Genomic DNA, 14,928 nt, shown 5'->3' on the forward strand with positions numbered 1-14,928 from the left:
GGCCCGAGAACGCACCTCGAAAAGGGTCATCGTGACGGAGGACACCCGAGTGGTGTTGCCCGCTCAGACGGGTGGTTTCCGGGCAGCGCCTGGAAGGATGGATTGGCGCGCCCGGGTCGGGGGCACTACCTGCTGGCGCGCGCGGGCGGTCTCGGCCGGTGCGCACATCACCATGGGTTGAAGGAGCGACATGCAGGTCTGGCCGGGCGAGCGGTATCCCCTGGGCGCCACCTACGACGGGATGGGCACCAACTTCGCCATCTTCTCCGAGGTGGCCGAGCGGATCGAGTTGTGCCTCTTCGACGAGTGGGACACCGGCGCGGAGCGCCGCGTCGAGCTGCGCGAGGTGGACGCGTACGTGTGGCACGCGTACCTGCCGGGCATCGAGCCGGGGCAGCGCTACGGCTACCGGGTGCACGGCCCGTACGACCCGGCGAACGGGCTGCGCTGCAACCCGCACAAGCTGCTGATCGACCCGTACGCCAAGGCCATCGACGGTGACGTCCAGTGGGACCCGGCGGTCTACGACTACGACATGGACGCCCCGGAGCGGATGAACGAGACCGACTCGGCGCCGTTCATGCCGAAGTCGGTCGTGGTCAACCCGTACTTCGACTGGGGCAACGACAAGCCGCCGCGCACCCCTTACCACCACTCGGTGATCTACGAGGCGCACGTGCGGGGGCTGACCATGCGGCACCCGGACATCCCGGAGGAGCTGCGCGGCACGTACGCGGGCATCGCCTCCCCGCCGATGATCGACTATCTGACCCGGCTCGGGGTGACGGCGATCGAGCTGATGCCGGTGCACCAGTTCATCCACGACAACCGCCTCGTCGACCTGGGGCTGCGCAACTACTGGGGTTACAACACAATCGGCTTCTTCGCCCCGCACCACGGCTACTCGGCGCTGGGCCGCCTCGGCCAGCAGGTGCAGGAGTTCCGGGGCATGGTCAAGGCGTTGCACGCGGCCGGCATCGAGGTCATCCTCGACGTGGTCTACAACCACACCGCCGAGGGCAACCACCTCGGGCCGACGTTGAGCTTCAAGGGCGTGGACGCGCCGAGCTACTACCGGCTCAGCGAGGAGGACCGGCGCTACTTCGTCGACTACACCGGCACCGGCAACAGCCTCAACGTGCGCAGCCCGCACTCGCTGCAACTGATCATGGATTCGCTGCGCTACTGGGTGACCGAGATGCACGTCGACGGCTTCCGGTTCGACCTCGCCGCCACCCTGGCCCGCGAGTTCTACGAGGTGGACCGCCTCTCCACCTTCTTCGAGGTGGTTCAGCAGGACCCGGTGGTCAGCCGGGTGAAGCTGATCGCCGAACCGTGGGACGTCGGCCCCGGCGGCTACCAGGTGGGCAACTTCCCGCCGCTGTGGACGGAGTGGAACGGAAAATACCGCGACACCGTGCGGGACTTCTGGCGCGGCGAGCCGGCCACCCTCGCCGAGTTCGCGTCGCGCATCTCCGGCTCCGCCGACCTCTACCAGGACGACGGCCGCCGACCGTTCCACAGCATCAACTTCGTCACCGTGCACGACGGGTTCACCCTCAACGACCTGGTGTCGTACAACGACAAGCACAACGAGGCCAACGGCGAGGACAACCGGGACGGCGAGAGCCACAACCGCTCCTGGAACTGCGGGGTCGAGGGCGACACCGACGACGAGGCGGTCCTCGCGCTGCGGGCCAAGCAGCGGCGTAACTTCCTGGCCACCATGATGCTGTCGCAGGGCGTGCCCATGATCGGCCACGGTGACGAGTTGGGCCGCACCCAGCGCGGCAACAACAACGTCTACTGCCAGGACAGCGAGCTGTCCTGGGTCGACTGGGACAACGTCGACGAGCAGCTGCTGGAGTTCGTGCAGACGCTCACCGCGTTCCGCAAACGTCACCAGGTGTTCCGGCGTCGCCGATTCTTCACCGGCCTGCCGGTGAACGGGCGCGGCATCGACGAGCCGCTGCCCGACCTGGCCTGGCACACCCCGGACGGGCGGGAGATGACCGGCGAGGACTGGGGCAACGACTTCGGCCGTTCGGTGGCGCTCTTCGTCAACGGCGAGGGCATCCGCGAGCGGGGACAGTACGGCCAGAAGCACCACGACGCGTCGTTCCTGCTCTGCTTCAACGCCCACGACGCGCCACTGGACTTCACCATGCCCGGCAGCGAGTACGGCCAGAAGTGGGAACGGGTGATCAGCACCGCCGAACCCGAGCCGGACGACGCCACGGTGATCAGCGCGGGCGGCACCATCCGGGTGCCGGACCGGTCCCTCGTCGTGCTGGAGAGGATGATCTGACATGCCGGCCACCCCTCCCGAGGCCACCTACCGGATCCAGGTCCGTCCCGGCTTCGACCTCGACGCCACCGCCGCGATCGTCGACTACCTGGACGACCTCGGCGTCAGCCACCTCTACAGCGCCCCGCTGCTGACCGCCACCCCCGGCTCGCAGCACGGCTACGACGTGGTCGACCACCGGGCGGTCAGCCCGGAACTGGGCGGGGAGGCCGCCCGGCAGCGGCTGCTGGCCGCCCTGCGTGACAGGGGGCTCGGCCTGGTCGTCGACATCGTGCCCAACCACGCCGGAGTCGCCGTCCCGGCAGCCAACCCGGCGTGGTGGGACGTGCTGCGCCGGGGGCGCGACTCGTCGTACGCCGACTGGTTCGACATCGACTGGGACCGGGGCCGGCTGCTGCTGCCGGTGCTGGCCGACGACCCGGCCGCCCTGGACGACCTCAAGCTCGTCGACGGGGAGCTGCGCTACCACGAGCACCGCTTCCCGGTCGCCGACGGCACGGGCGACGGCACCGCCCGGGAGGTCCACGACCGGCAGCACTACGAGTTGATCTCCTGGCGGCGCGGTGACGCCGAGCTGACGTACCGCCGGTTCTTCGCCATCGCGGGCCTGGCGGGCCTGCGCGTGGAGGACCCGGCGGTCTTCGCCGCCACCCATGAGCTGGTCCTGCGCTGGGCCGCCGCCGGGGAGGTCGACGGCATCCGCGTCGACCACCCCGACGGTCTGCGCGACCCGGCCGGCTACCTAGCCCGCCTGCGGGAGGCCGCGCCGGACGCCTGGCTCGTGGTGGAGAAGATCCTGGAGTACGGCGAGGAGCTGCCGGACTGGCCGGTGGACGGCACCACCGGCTACGACGCCCTGGCCATGGTCGGTGGGCTCTTCATCGACATCGACGCCGAGGGCGACTTCACCGTGCTGGACACCCATCTCAACGGCCAGCAGATCTCCTGGGAGAACCTGACCCACTCCACCAAGATGGCCGCCGCCACCCAGTTGCTCGCCGCCGAGCTGACCCGGTTGGCCGCCCTTGCCCCCGAGGTGCCCACCGAGCAGGCCCGCACGGCGCTCGCTGAGCTGGCCGCCGCCTTCGCCGTCTACCGCGGCTACCCGCCGCACGGCGCCCGGCTGCTGGCCGCCGCCCGCTCCGAGGCGGGTCGCCGCCGCCCCGACCTGGTCGGCGCCCTGGACCAGGTGACCCGCCGGCTGCGCAACCCCGACGACGAGCTGGGTATGCGGTTCCCGCAGCTCACCGGCGCGGTGATGGCCAAGGGCGTGGAGGACACCGCCTTCTACCGGTGGACCCGGTTCGTCGCGCTCAACGAGGTCGGCGACAGCCCGGTCCGCTTCGGCGTGCCACCCGCGGAGTTCCACCGCTTCGCCACCGCCCAACAGGTCCGCTGGCCGGCCAGCATGACCACCATCTCCACCCACGACACCAAACGGGGTGAGGACGTCCGCGCCCGCCTCGCCGTGCTCAGCGAACTGCCGGGCCGCTGGGCGGAGCAGGTCAAGAGCTGGATGGAGTACGCGCCGCTGCCCGACCCGGCGTTCGCCCACCTGCTCTGGCAGACCGCCGTGGGCGCGTGGCCGATCGAACGCGAGCGGCTGCACGCGTACGTGGAGAAGGCCGCCCGGGAGGCCGGGGCCTCGACCAGTTGGGCCGACCCGGACCCGGCCTTCGAGCAGGCGCTGCACGACGTGGTCGACCGGATGTACGACGACCCGAGCCTGCACGACGAGCTGACCGAACTCGCCGCCGCGATCACCCCGGCCGGCTGGTGCAACTCGCTGGGGCAGAAGCTCATCCAACTCACCATGCCCGGCGTGCCGGACACCTACCAGGGCACCGAGCTGTGGGACAACTCCCTGGTCGACCCCGACAACCGCCGCCCGGTCGACTTCGACGTACGCCGAGAGATGCTGGCCCGCATCGACGGCGGCTGGCGTCCCCCGGTCGACACCGACGGAGCGGCGAAGCTGCTCGTCGTGTCGCGGACCCTGCGGTTGCGCCGGGCGCACCCGGAGCTGTTCACCACCTACCGGCCGGTCCCGGCGCAGGGGCCGGTGAGCCGGCACGCGGTGGCCTTCGACCGGGGTGGGGTGATCGCCGTGGCGACCCGACTGCCGCTCGGGTTGGCACGCGCCGGCGGGTGGTGTGACACAGCCCTGTCACTTCCCGTTCACGAGATGAAGGACCTGTTCACCGGGCGGGTCTACAGTGGCGGAGAGACGCCGCTGGACACCCTCCTGGCCGATTACCCCGTTGCTCTGCTGGCTCCTCCCACCGCTGCCGAGGAGGCCGTTTCATGACCGAATTCTCCGTCTGGGCACCGGACGCCACCCGGGTGCGACTGCGCCTGGAGGGCGACACCGACCACGAGATGCACGCCGCCGCCGACGGCTGGTGGCAGGTCGACGTGCCCGACGCCGGCCCCGACTACTCCTTTCTGCTGAACGACGACGAAACCCCACTGCCCGACCCCCGGTCACCGTGGCAGCCTGCGGGAGTGCACGGGCCCAGCCGCCGCTACGACCATCTTGCGTTCCAGTGGAGTGATTCCTCCTGGACGGGCCGGCAGCTGCCCGGCAGCATCCTCTACGAGCTGCACATCGGCACCTTCACCCCGGACGGCACCTTCGACGCGGCCATCGACCGCCTCGACCACCTCGTCTCGCTGGGCGTCGACCTGATCGAGCTGCTCCCGGTCAACGCCTTCAACGGCGAACACAACTGGGGGTACGACGGCGTCTGCTGGTACGCCCCCCACGAGCCCTACGGCGGCCCCGACGGCCTGAAACGGTTCGTCGACGCCGCCCACGCGCGCGGGATGGGGGTGATCCTCGACGTTGTCTACAACCATTTCGGGCCCTCCGGGGCCTACGCGCCGCAGTTCGGTCCGTACCTCGCCGAGCAGAGCAACAGTTGGGGCCGCTCGGTCAACCTGGACGGCCCGCACTCCGACGAGGTACGCCGCTACATCATCGACAGCCTGCTCATGTGGCTGCGCGACTACCACGTCGACGGCCTACGCCTGGACGCCGTGCACGCGCTGCCGGACACCCGGGCGGTGCCGCTGCTCGAAGAGCTGGCCATCGAGGTCGAGTCGCTGTCGACGCACCTCGGGCGACCGCTGTCGCTGATCGCCGAATCGGACCTCAACGACCCGCGGCTCATCACGCCCCGGGAGGCCGGCGGGTTCGGCCTGCACGCCCAGTGGAACGACGACGCCCACCACGCGCTGCACACGCTGCTGACGGGGGAGCGGCAGGGCTACTACGGCGACTTCGGCTCGTTGGAGACGCTGTCGGACGTGCTGACCGGCGGGTTCTTCCACGCGGGGACCTGGTCCAGCTTCCGGAACCGGCACCACGGGCGGCCGCTGGATTCCCGCGTCCCTGGGCATCGGCTCGTTGCTTATTTGCAGAACCATGATCAGATCGGGAACCGCGCCACCGGGGATCGGATTTCGGCCTCTCTCTCGCCTGCGCTGCTCCGGGTCGGCGCTGTCCTGCTGTTGACGGCGCCCTTCACTCCGATGCTGTTCATGGGGGAGGAGTGGGCTGCCTCCACGCCGTGGCAGTTCTTCACCTCGCACCCGGAGCCGGAGTTGGCTTCTGCGGTGCGGACGGGGCGGCGGCGGGAGTTCGCGGCGCATGGGTGGCCGGAGGGGGACGTGCCGGACCCGCAGGACCCGGAGACGTTCATTAGGTCGCGGTTGGACTGGGCTGAGCTGGACAAGCCTGAGCATGCGTCGATGCTGTCGTTCTACCAGCGGTTGATCGCTCTGCGGCGCTCGACCTCGGACCTGTCGGATCCTCGGCTGCACGAGGTGTCGGTGCAGCACGGGGACCAGTTCCTGGTGATGCGGCGGGGGGACACGCTGGTGGTGGCGAACTTTGCTGGGCGGGGGCAGGGGGTGTCGCTGCCTGGGGTGGCGCGGCGGGTGCTCCTGGCCACGGGGGAGGGCGTCACAGTGATGCGGGACCGGATCCAGCTGCCGGCGGAGACTGCGGCGATCGTGGCGCTCTAGTCAATACGAATCAAATAATAGACCTTGGTTGAGGCGGCGTCACTCGCGTCCAAAGCCAAGTCCGATGCTGGACGGGGATGTCGAACTTTTTCGACACTGGATGCGGAGCCCCAGAAGTCTGTCCAACTTTCTCGGTCTAGAATGCCCGCGCCAGAGCTAGGCGTTGAGCTGCGCCCCTGAAATGCGTCCGTAAACCCGCATTGGACGAAACTTCGTCATTAGACACTTCCAAATACAAGATGACGGTTCAGTGAGTGCCGAAGCCGTCGACTTTGACCGAGCCCGTTGAACTAGATCTGCGAACCTACAGCAGGCAACTCCGGCATGGCAGTGAGACTCTGAGAGGCTTGACTGAGTCGGAAACCCGACACTGTGCTCCATGGTTGGGTCATGACAGCGCAGCTCCTTGGCCGGACGAGACGTCCGTTCGTCGCAACTCTCGACCTGCCGATCGTCCGAGCGTTCAACAACTCTTCGTTAGGCTGCAGCCCGAAAAGGGGTACGTCTGCCACCCATGTCGCTACGCCGACATGGCGCGTTGGCCGACTTCGACCCCGCCGGCTAGCTCGTCAATTGGGCGTGCGCGAACAGCTAGCGCCACCTGAAGGTCGACCTCAAGCGCGGCCAAGAAGGCATGGCGCTGCCGCGCATGGCGGGGTCGCTCGGCGCACTTGAGCCTGTGCAACCGCTGGCTGCCGCTGCCCCCGTCAACGGCACCGCACATCGTCAGAGCCTCAAAGCAGACGCGAAGCGCGATCTCGTTCGGCCGAGCGTTGCGAATGACGGTATTGACGCCTGAGGCCTTGTGGAGTTGAGTACATCCGTAGGGTCTTCGCGCCTTAGAGCGGCGCGCATGCGGAGCGATCGACGCTAAGGCTTGCGAGGAAGTGTGGGATCTTGGAGTCTAATAATAAGCTAAAAGTCGGAGTTAGCTATGACGTGGAGCTCGCCGGGACGCGCTCTTCCTACTCTTTGGTGGCTGAGGTTGTAAGGGTTGCCAATGCCGAGATTACATTGAAAAGGGGTGATGGTCGAGAGATCACAGTCCCGATGAGAGTTATTACATCGGCCAAGGCGCGGGAGCCCGTAGTCGAGCGTCGATTGCGGCGGCTCGCCCCTCGGCAGGGAGTTTCCTCGAAGCCCGAACCCCGCCAGGGCCCGATCTCTGATCGTAGCCAAGGTGCAATCGCACGAGGACTGCAGGAGGCACTTGATCTTGCAAACCTAGAACTCGATCTCGTAAAACGGACGGAACTGATCTTAGCGCGTCTTTCCCAAGATCAGCGTTTCATCACTTCAACAGTCAACCAACAACGAGCGAGAGCTGTCGTTGAAGTTGCTCAAAATCTCCTCTGCTTACTAAAATCTGGAGATGAGGCTGAAGCCTCAGGATTTGAAGCGAGAGCTAGTTTTGTAAATGCTGTACAGAGCGTAAGAGAGGGTCGCGGCCATCAGGGTCGCGCACGAACGCTACCGGCGGCTCTCGACGCAATTTTTCAGGCGCTGATAGATATTGAGCGGGGGCACTCAGAGGCTTTAGCGGAACGAGGAGGCTCCGCGCCGCGGATCCTGACGCAGGATACGGTAAATGTGACCCGTGGCAACGACAATGAGTTCGAGCTTCCTGTCCGGGTGTCACTCGATCAACCTTCGCCCAGTGTACGCAACGTTCGACTGATTCTCGATAAGTTTAGAAGTTTGAAGGTGATCGGCGGTCTTCCGTCTGTTCAAGTATTGCGAGCCGGAGAATCGCCCATCCTGACGGCGAGGATGAGAGATAACAGGAAGCAGGGGTCCAGGACCGAGGTTCGGGTTGATGCACACCTGACTTTCATCGGACCCGGTGGCGTTGTTCTGGAAACGCCTAGGCAAACTCTTATTGTCAAAATTCATGGCAAAGAAGAGCACCAGGAAATTGCCAATCCATTCCGGGCCTATGCTGGCGGCCTTCCTGTTTCAAGACGTGAAATGTTCTTCGGTCGAAAAGACCTGATTGAAGAGTTTGTCAGGGAGTTGGCAAAGCTCCCAGGAGGAATGTGCTACGCCCTGTACGGACAGCAGCGCACCGGCAAGTCAAGTGTCCTAGAGCAGGTTAAGCTCCGCTTGATTGAACGAGGGGCAGTGGTTGCCAGTCTGTCGATGGGGACAATCGATCGAAGAAGTATGACGGTTGACTTCGTTGAGGAAATACTTGATCAATTCCGTCAGCAATTGGACCGCAAGTTGCCAGCTGAACTATCGGATCCGCTCCTGGCGCGCTGGCCAGACGCGGCAACGATTGAGCGGCGTCCGCTTCGAAGTTTGCAGCGGGCTCGAGAAGCAGGTCGAGCTGTGCTCCGAAAGGCGGGGTTTTCGACGACACCGTTTGTAGTCGTCGTAGACGAGTTCACGTATCTGCATGAGATTTTACGGCGGCGCGGAATGGAGCCACGCGAGCACAACGAACTTCGAGACTTCATGCGGCAGCTCAAGGGGATTCTGGAGGCCCGCCTCTTTTCTGCTTTGTTGGTGGGGCAAGACACTATGCCGAGATTTCTCGAGTCTTATCCCAATGAATTTAGTGTAATGACTACCCGTAGGTTGGGTTATTTAAGCCTTGAGGAAACTCAGGCCTTGGCTGATGTCCCTGTGCGGACGTCACAAAATGCTAGTCGATATTCGGGCTATGCTTTAAGCACGATCGCGACCTATACTGACGGTCATCCTTTCTTCACGCAAATACTTTGTGACCGTATTATCGAATTCGTAAACTCGCGGAGACGGCCGAATATCACGCAAAGCGATGTCGAGGAGGCGGTCGAGAGCCTCTTGTCGGGCAATGACTGCATCGAGCGTCATAAGTTCGACTGCCTAGTTAGCGCTGATAATACCCATTCTTTGCTTTCGGCCATGACCGAGGAAGATGAAGAGGACGGTTCACGCCTTGCGACGGAAGTGCTTCGGAGGATTGCGCTCCTTTCTGGAAGTCAGAATCACCCAATCTCTATTGAGGTACTGCAACTCGAAGCAAGACAAATGAAGGCGCTCGAGGACCTTCGGATGCGTGGAGTTATTCGCGAGACGGAAGCTGGCGTTGCGATTCGCGTCTTGCTGTATGCCGACTATCTCAGGCGGAGGGCATCTTGACTTCCCGGAAAGATCTTCCCGAACGAGTATGCGCACTACTTAGTGCTCCGGCAAACGTTGCACTGCATGGCAGTCCAGGTTCTGGAAAGTCCTGGATCTCAGATCGCGTCATTTCCAACCTCGACGGCAATCAGGCTCATGTTGTGCGGGTGGACCTCTCGACGGTCATGTCTGGGCGAGAACTCTTTCATGAGATAGCCAACTTAACTTCACCTAAATCGCGGCGCGAAGCTCGAACTTCTTCTCCATCGCATACGAATGCGGCTTGGAAGGCGGCGCGGCTGCAAATTGAGCAAGCTGGCTGCCATGTGATGCTTATTCTAGATCAGTTTGATCGAGTTTTGCACTTTGACGACGGGCAGGAATTCTTACTGCTTTTTCGTGAGCTTGTTCATCGTCCAGAAACGTTGCCTTGTACTGCCCTTATTCTCTCACGAAGATCTCTACCGTCTATCGAAGCGAAAGTTAGCGGAATTTCGACGCTCGCCAGCGTTTGTTATACGGAGTTCCTGGGTGGTGTCTCCGTCGAAGATATAGACTCTTTCGTGCCTGATGCAAAAGGTATTAGCTTGACCGAAGCTGGCGAGTGCCTGAAGTGGTCCGGAGGTCACCCGGCACTCGTGAAGTACTGGCTGACAGTTCGGCCTGACCGTTATCCGGGGCGCGCTGCTGACCTCGAGCGGTCGAAGCTATTATTGAGAGTAATCGACTACCTAAGCGAAATTGGTTTGGTTGACGCCGCCGCCCAATTTGTGCTAGGTCCAATAATTGAGGACATGTTATTCGAGAAGCAAGAACTAGCGCTTCTGGGCATAATTCCCCTGCAAGATAGTGATAATCCTGCAGAGCAAGTCGCCCTATCCAATCAGGAAGTCTTCCGCAATGCGTTAAGACAACGCACTTGGAGTCTGGATCCGTGGGGCGTGCTTGGTCAAGCCGAAGTGCGATTGCGAGCCGTAATCGAAGCCCAAATGCTGGAGGCATATGGCAGTGATTGGCCAAAGCTGGTGGCGAAAAAGAGTCCGGCCATCGCCCGTGCAAGGAGTGAGGCTCTGGATAAGATGGCGCGCGACCAAAAGATGTTTTCGCGGCAGGCCCCGTGGCTTTCTTACACATATCCGGGCGATCTTTGGGCGGTCGTCCAGGCCGAGTGGACTCATTTCCAAAAAATCTTCGAAAAGAATGACAAAGTTTACTGGAGAGGTGTTCTGGTCGGCCTATCTCAATACCGGGCACCTCTCGCTCATGGGCGCCCCGAAGTCCTAGATGAAGCCCAGCGAGCGCAATGCCGAATTTTCGCCAATGAAGTCATAGAAGCGATCGGACGGTTCGAAGCTAGTGCCCGGAAATTGTCTCATGAGAAACAGCGAACTGTGGATGCTTGATCGTGGGCCCAGCAGCTCAATATGAGGCACCCCGAGGCGCGGTTCTGCGGCGTGGCCGGCTGCGGGCTGAACTATCGCCGAGCGATGGCGTGCTGGCTGGTATGACGCGCCACGCGGGTAGGCCCACAGGGCCGCTCAGCGTCACTACTTCGGTGCTCTGCGGTGTACCGTGCGCTGGTAGCGGCTTAGCGTCGCAATCGACTCCTCTTCCTGGGGGTGGCCGTCGGCATGGTGAGGAAGCCGGACACTATCGGTGCCAGAATCCGGTACTGGCGTATGCGCCGCGGGGGCATGACCCAGGCGGTTCTCGCGGGGCTCACTGGCGTCACCCAGTCCTACATCTCGCAGGTCGAGTCGGGTCGAAAGACCATCGATCGCCGTTCAACTCTGGTCGCTCTTGCCGCCGCACTCCAGGTCACGGTGGCCGACCTGCTCGGACAGGGTACTGAGCCGGGCGATCCGGCCCGTGAGAGCGCCGCCGAGTGTCTGCCGGCGATCTGGTCGGTCCTGATAGAGATCGAAGACGGCGAGCGGCGCCCGTCGACCTACACCAACGACCAACTAGCCGCCGGGATCGCCCGCGCCGACCAACTTCGCAATGCGTGCAACTACCCGGCGTTGGCACGTCTCCTTCCGGGCCTATTGCTTGAAGCCGCCGCCGTGGGTGGGACGACGCTCGCCCAGGTCACCTACCTGGCCTCCACGTGCCTTCGGCACCTCGGCTACCGCCACTTGGCACTTAATGCTGCCCGCGTATCGGTTGCCGCCGCTGAGAGTGCCGAGGACCCGGCTTGGATTGGCGCGTCCCAGTTCATCTACGCGCAAAGCCTGCCGATCGAGTCCGCACGCCTCGCAGCCAAGGCCGCTGATCGGTCGCTGATGGAGCTTCAGGGAGACGCGTCCGACGTCCGGGTGCGGCAAATGCTTGGTCAACTCCACCTGATGGCCGCGCTGGCCTCCGCCGTGGATGCTCGCCCGGACGTCGCCCGTGACCACCTCGTCGAAGCCTCGCGCGAGGCGGCAGGTCTGGGCGATCCAGCCGATGGAGGTGGCTTCAACGGTTGCTGCTTCGGTCCGACCAACGTTGGGCTCTGGAAGATGTCCATCGCGGCTGAGCAGGGCGAGTCCGGCAAGGTGATAGAGCTGTCCAGGGCGATCCGGCCGCAGGTGCTGAAGGCGTCGAATCGCCAGCTGGCCTACTGGCTCGACATCGGGCGAGCGCTCGCGGACGGCGGTCGTCGGGATCCCGAAGCCCTCGTTGCATTCGTCCAGGCCGAGCGAGCCGCACCCATCCCGTTCGCCATTCACCCCCTCGCTCGGGATGCCGTGGTGACCCTCGCTCAGCGGGCCCAGCGCCGGGCCATCCCCGAAGAGTTGCGCCTGCTCGCCAACCGCATCGGCGTTAACCTGGCTGCATAACTGCGACTAATAACCGCAGCTCCACTCCTCCCTAGTGCTTCGTCCATGCAGCCATGAACGAGTAATCCGGGTGGCGGATCTTGGATCCGATCGCGAATGGGGTCTTGGGTTGGGCCCGTTGTGCCTGAGTTTGCAGGCCAGTTCGGCGGCCTGGTGCGCCCGACCCTTCCCTACCTAATCAAGGCACTCTTCCTCGCGAAGTCTCTGTAAGTGTACGTAAGCTAGCTCTACACTTGCAGGCATAACGCTCCGCGCCACTGCTAACGACTGAGCCGATTTAGCTAGACGATCGAAATCCTTGATGGAGTCGATCTCGAAGTCCACAAAGACCTGCAAAATTGTTCCATAGTAGTACAGTGCCACGCCAAGCTCTGTGGAGACGCGCTCGTCATCCTCAGCATCTTCCCCTTGCTGAATAAGTTCAGACGCGGAACGCAGCACATAAGCCACGTCTGGCGCTGGCCACTCAGGATCCGCCAGCACTCGGAGCAGACGAAATGCTGCCGAACCGGCCAGGTCGTTGTTGACGCGACCGATCAAGCCGGATTTCAAGCGCCCGATTTCTTGAAGAACGATTTCGTGGGTGAGCCTGCAGAGGTCAACTTGCCGGGTAGTTCGGCGAAGATCAATAAGGGTCCGGGCGGCGCGTATTAGATCCCGCGGAATTCCGCCGCTGAGTGAATGGCACAATGCTATGAAAGCGTGAGGAAGTCCAACTAGTCTGCGCTCGAGCAATTCCTTCGACTGAACAAAATCGAGCACTGGTAACCTTACGACCTCATCGAAAGTGCTGTCCAACACTGGTCGAATTCCTACCATCCTGCGCTCAAATTGCGATAGTGCATCTTCGGATACTGTAACGAGATACGTGCAATTTCGGATTCCGAATATGCCCTTCACGTCGTTAATGAAGCGCTCTGCGGCTTCAACTTCAGTAACCCGGTCCAACTCATCAATAATTATGACGAGATGGCCCGATTTCCAGAAGCGCCTCCACCAAATCAAAGAGTCCTCCGCAAAAGACCTGTAGGAGCGAACCAGGTCGGGCAGGGAGGCGGGCTGTTCCAGAAGTTGCCTTGTGCGTTTTCGACCTAACTCGAGGCCGACTTTCGCTTTAAGCGTACCTGTGCGCTCGACGGATACGTTCTGAAGGAAGCGAAGGCGTTCTTCCTCGCGAATTGCTCGCTCAACCAATTCGGTTGCTCCTGCCAGGCCCCGATACGGGCGCAGCTTGCCGACCAGTACATATAGCGCAATAAGTAGAGCGGAGTAGCTGGCTGCCTGTAACAAATTCTCGGGAGCGAGTTGTGTATCAATGTGAGACCCAAGGAATGGCCTGGCTGGCCGCCACTGGGTTAATGCAACCGTGATCACAAGGGATCCGAGCAGTATTCGAACTCCGGAAAATAGGACCCTTCCGGCTTTCCTCGATGGAGAGTCGGTCATCCCGGACACCGTCGAGATTACGTGCTCACAGATCTGTCGATACAAGGTGATGACGAAGTCTCTGGCCACGTAGGAAGCGGGAGCCTCTAGTGAGATACAAAGGCTGCCCCGTAAGTAATCGCTGCTCGCGATGCTTTGAAGCAAGGTGCTCTTGCCGGCACCACGAGGGCCGCTAATTGCAACAGCCGAGGCTCCCAGCTCCTGAACTAACGTCGCGATACGGTCAATCTCTGTCCTTTCGATTAGATACTGGCGATCCGCGGACGAACTCAAGGCCGGGGCTTGCTCGAACTTGAGTTCGGTGGGAGATTCTTGGTCTGACCAAGCGTTGAGCGCTACCCGTACATGCGGAAGTAGGGCCCACTTCGCTTCTGTCCTAACGCGTGGATACCTTGAAAAGTGGCTTCGGATCTCAACATACGTGCCGTATAGTGCAGTCGCTATAAGAATGGTCAGCGCCGACCCGGCAGCAATGACACCTTCCGTGCCCAGCGGGTCGAGAAGCTCCTCTAGCCAGCGAGTTGAGGGAAATTCCGAGGAAAATTTTCGATCGTTTTCGACCCAAAGACCAGGTAGCCCGTGGCCGACTAGCAAGAAGTATGTCGCAGGACACAAGACGAGCAGTGTCCACAGGCGCACCTGGGATCGAAGCTCCTCGTAGCGGTCCGCATGGTGCTGGAGAGTTTCTCCTTCATGCTGCTTGAGGTACGAAGAGACGAAGGAGGCCGACCCGTGAACTCTTACGGAGTGGGAAAACTCTGCCATGGTCAGAATTTCGGAAACGACCCTCTTGGTGAAAAGTTCGTGTCGGCGCTGCCGGCGTTTCTCCGTCCACTCCTCCTCGTATTCTTTCATTGCGGAGGCGAACTCGAATGCCCATACGATTAAGTCGCGCGCAACGTAAGCGGCAGTCCAGGCCGCGTCCTTCAGTCGGAGGAAGCGGCCGCGGTCATCGGCTGGCGTCTGCTCCGGATCATCAGTCATTTGCTCTATGTCGTCCGCCTGATACTGTTCGGGCTCACCTTCGCGAAGGTTAGGCATCGCCCTTACCTACAGGATTGACCGCTTAGTTTCGGCTGGGTAGTCACCAAGCCGACACACCCACCGCGCGACGTTGGCATCTGTAGCGACATCGGTCGGTGCTGACGGATGCCGCGCGATCCGATGTATGGCCTTTGGAGAACGTCCTCAGGCAGTCAGCATCACCACTGCCAC

General features: G+C 62.6%; 7 protein-coding genes. 6 read left to right on the forward strand and 1 reads right to left on the reverse strand.

From position 1 onward, the window contains the following. Positions 1-190: 190 nt before the first annotated feature. The 6 genes from glgX to ACZ6NZ_RS20075 all read left to right on the forward strand — a co-directional run bounded on the left by glgX (position 191) and on the right by ACZ6NZ_RS20075 (position 12,267). Positions 191-2,308: a glycogen debranching protein GlgX gene (gene glgX, locus ACZ6NZ_RS20050; RefSeq protein WP_465859503.1), complete on the forward strand. Its 2,118-nt coding sequence runs from the start codon at positions 191-193 to the stop codon at positions 2,306-2,308. 1 nt (position 2,309) lies between these two features. Further along, positions 2,310-4,616 (forward strand): malto-oligosyltrehalose synthase, encoded by a 2,307-nt coding sequence (gene treY / locus ACZ6NZ_RS20055; RefSeq protein ID WP_465859504.1) that lies wholly within the window; start codon positions 2,310-2,312, stop codon positions 4,614-4,616. Next, complete coding sequence (gene treZ, locus ACZ6NZ_RS20060; RefSeq protein ID WP_465859505.1) at positions 4,613-6,337, forward strand: malto-oligosyltrehalose trehalohydrolase; 1,725 nt, start codon at positions 4,613-4,615, stop codon at positions 6,335-6,337. Before treY ends, treZ begins: the two co-directional genes overlap by 4 nt. 897 nt (positions 6,338-7,234) lie before the next feature. Continuing rightward, on the forward strand, positions 7,235-9,463 hold the full coding sequence (locus ACZ6NZ_RS20065) for an ATP-binding protein (RefSeq protein ID WP_465859506.1): 2,229 nt from the start codon (positions 7,235-7,237) through the stop codon (positions 9,461-9,463). Beyond that, positions 9,460-10,848 carry an ATP-binding protein gene (locus tag ACZ6NZ_RS20070; protein ID WP_465859507.1) on the forward strand — a complete coding sequence of 463 codons (1,389 nt, stop codon included), beginning with the start codon at positions 9,460-9,462 and terminating at the stop codon, positions 10,846-10,848. Before ACZ6NZ_RS20065 ends, ACZ6NZ_RS20070 begins: the two co-directional genes overlap by 4 nt. 228 nt (positions 10,849-11,076) lie before the next feature. Further along, a complete protein-coding gene (locus ACZ6NZ_RS20075) occupies positions 11,077-12,267 on the forward strand; it encodes a helix-turn-helix domain-containing protein (RefSeq protein WP_465860104.1) in 1,191 nt (396 codons plus the stop codon). Between the two features lie 174 nt (positions 12,268-12,441). On the opposite strand, the gene ACZ6NZ_RS20080 is transcribed toward ACZ6NZ_RS20075, so the two are convergent. Next, on the reverse strand, positions 12,442-14,754 hold the full coding sequence (locus ACZ6NZ_RS20080; protein WP_465859508.1) for a hypothetical protein: 2,313 nt from the start codon (positions 14,752-14,754) through the stop codon (positions 12,442-12,444). Positions 14,755-14,928: the final 174 nt, after the last annotated feature.

It is taken from the genome of Micromonospora sp. NPDC047756 (assembly GCF_055587245.1).

Bases quoted from the DNA above. Each gene is read 5' to 3' on its own strand.
- ACZ6NZ_RS20080 (WP_465859508.1), bottom strand. From the start codon at position 14,754: ATGCCTAACCTTCGCGAAGGTGAGCCCGAACAGTATCAGGCGGACGAC.
- glgX (WP_465859503.1), top strand. From the start codon at position 191: ATGCAGGTCTGGCCGGGCGAGCGGTATCCCCTGGGCGCCACCTACGAC.
- ACZ6NZ_RS20075 (WP_465860104.1), top strand. From the start codon at position 11,077: ATGGTGAGGAAGCCGGACACTATCGGTGCCAGAATCCGGTACTGGCGT.
- treZ (WP_465859505.1), top strand. From the start codon at position 4,613: ATGACCGAATTCTCCGTCTGGGCACCGGACGCCACCCGGGTGCGACTG.
- treY (WP_465859504.1), top strand. From the start codon at position 2,310: ATGCCGGCCACCCCTCCCGAGGCCACCTACCGGATCCAGGTCCGTCCC.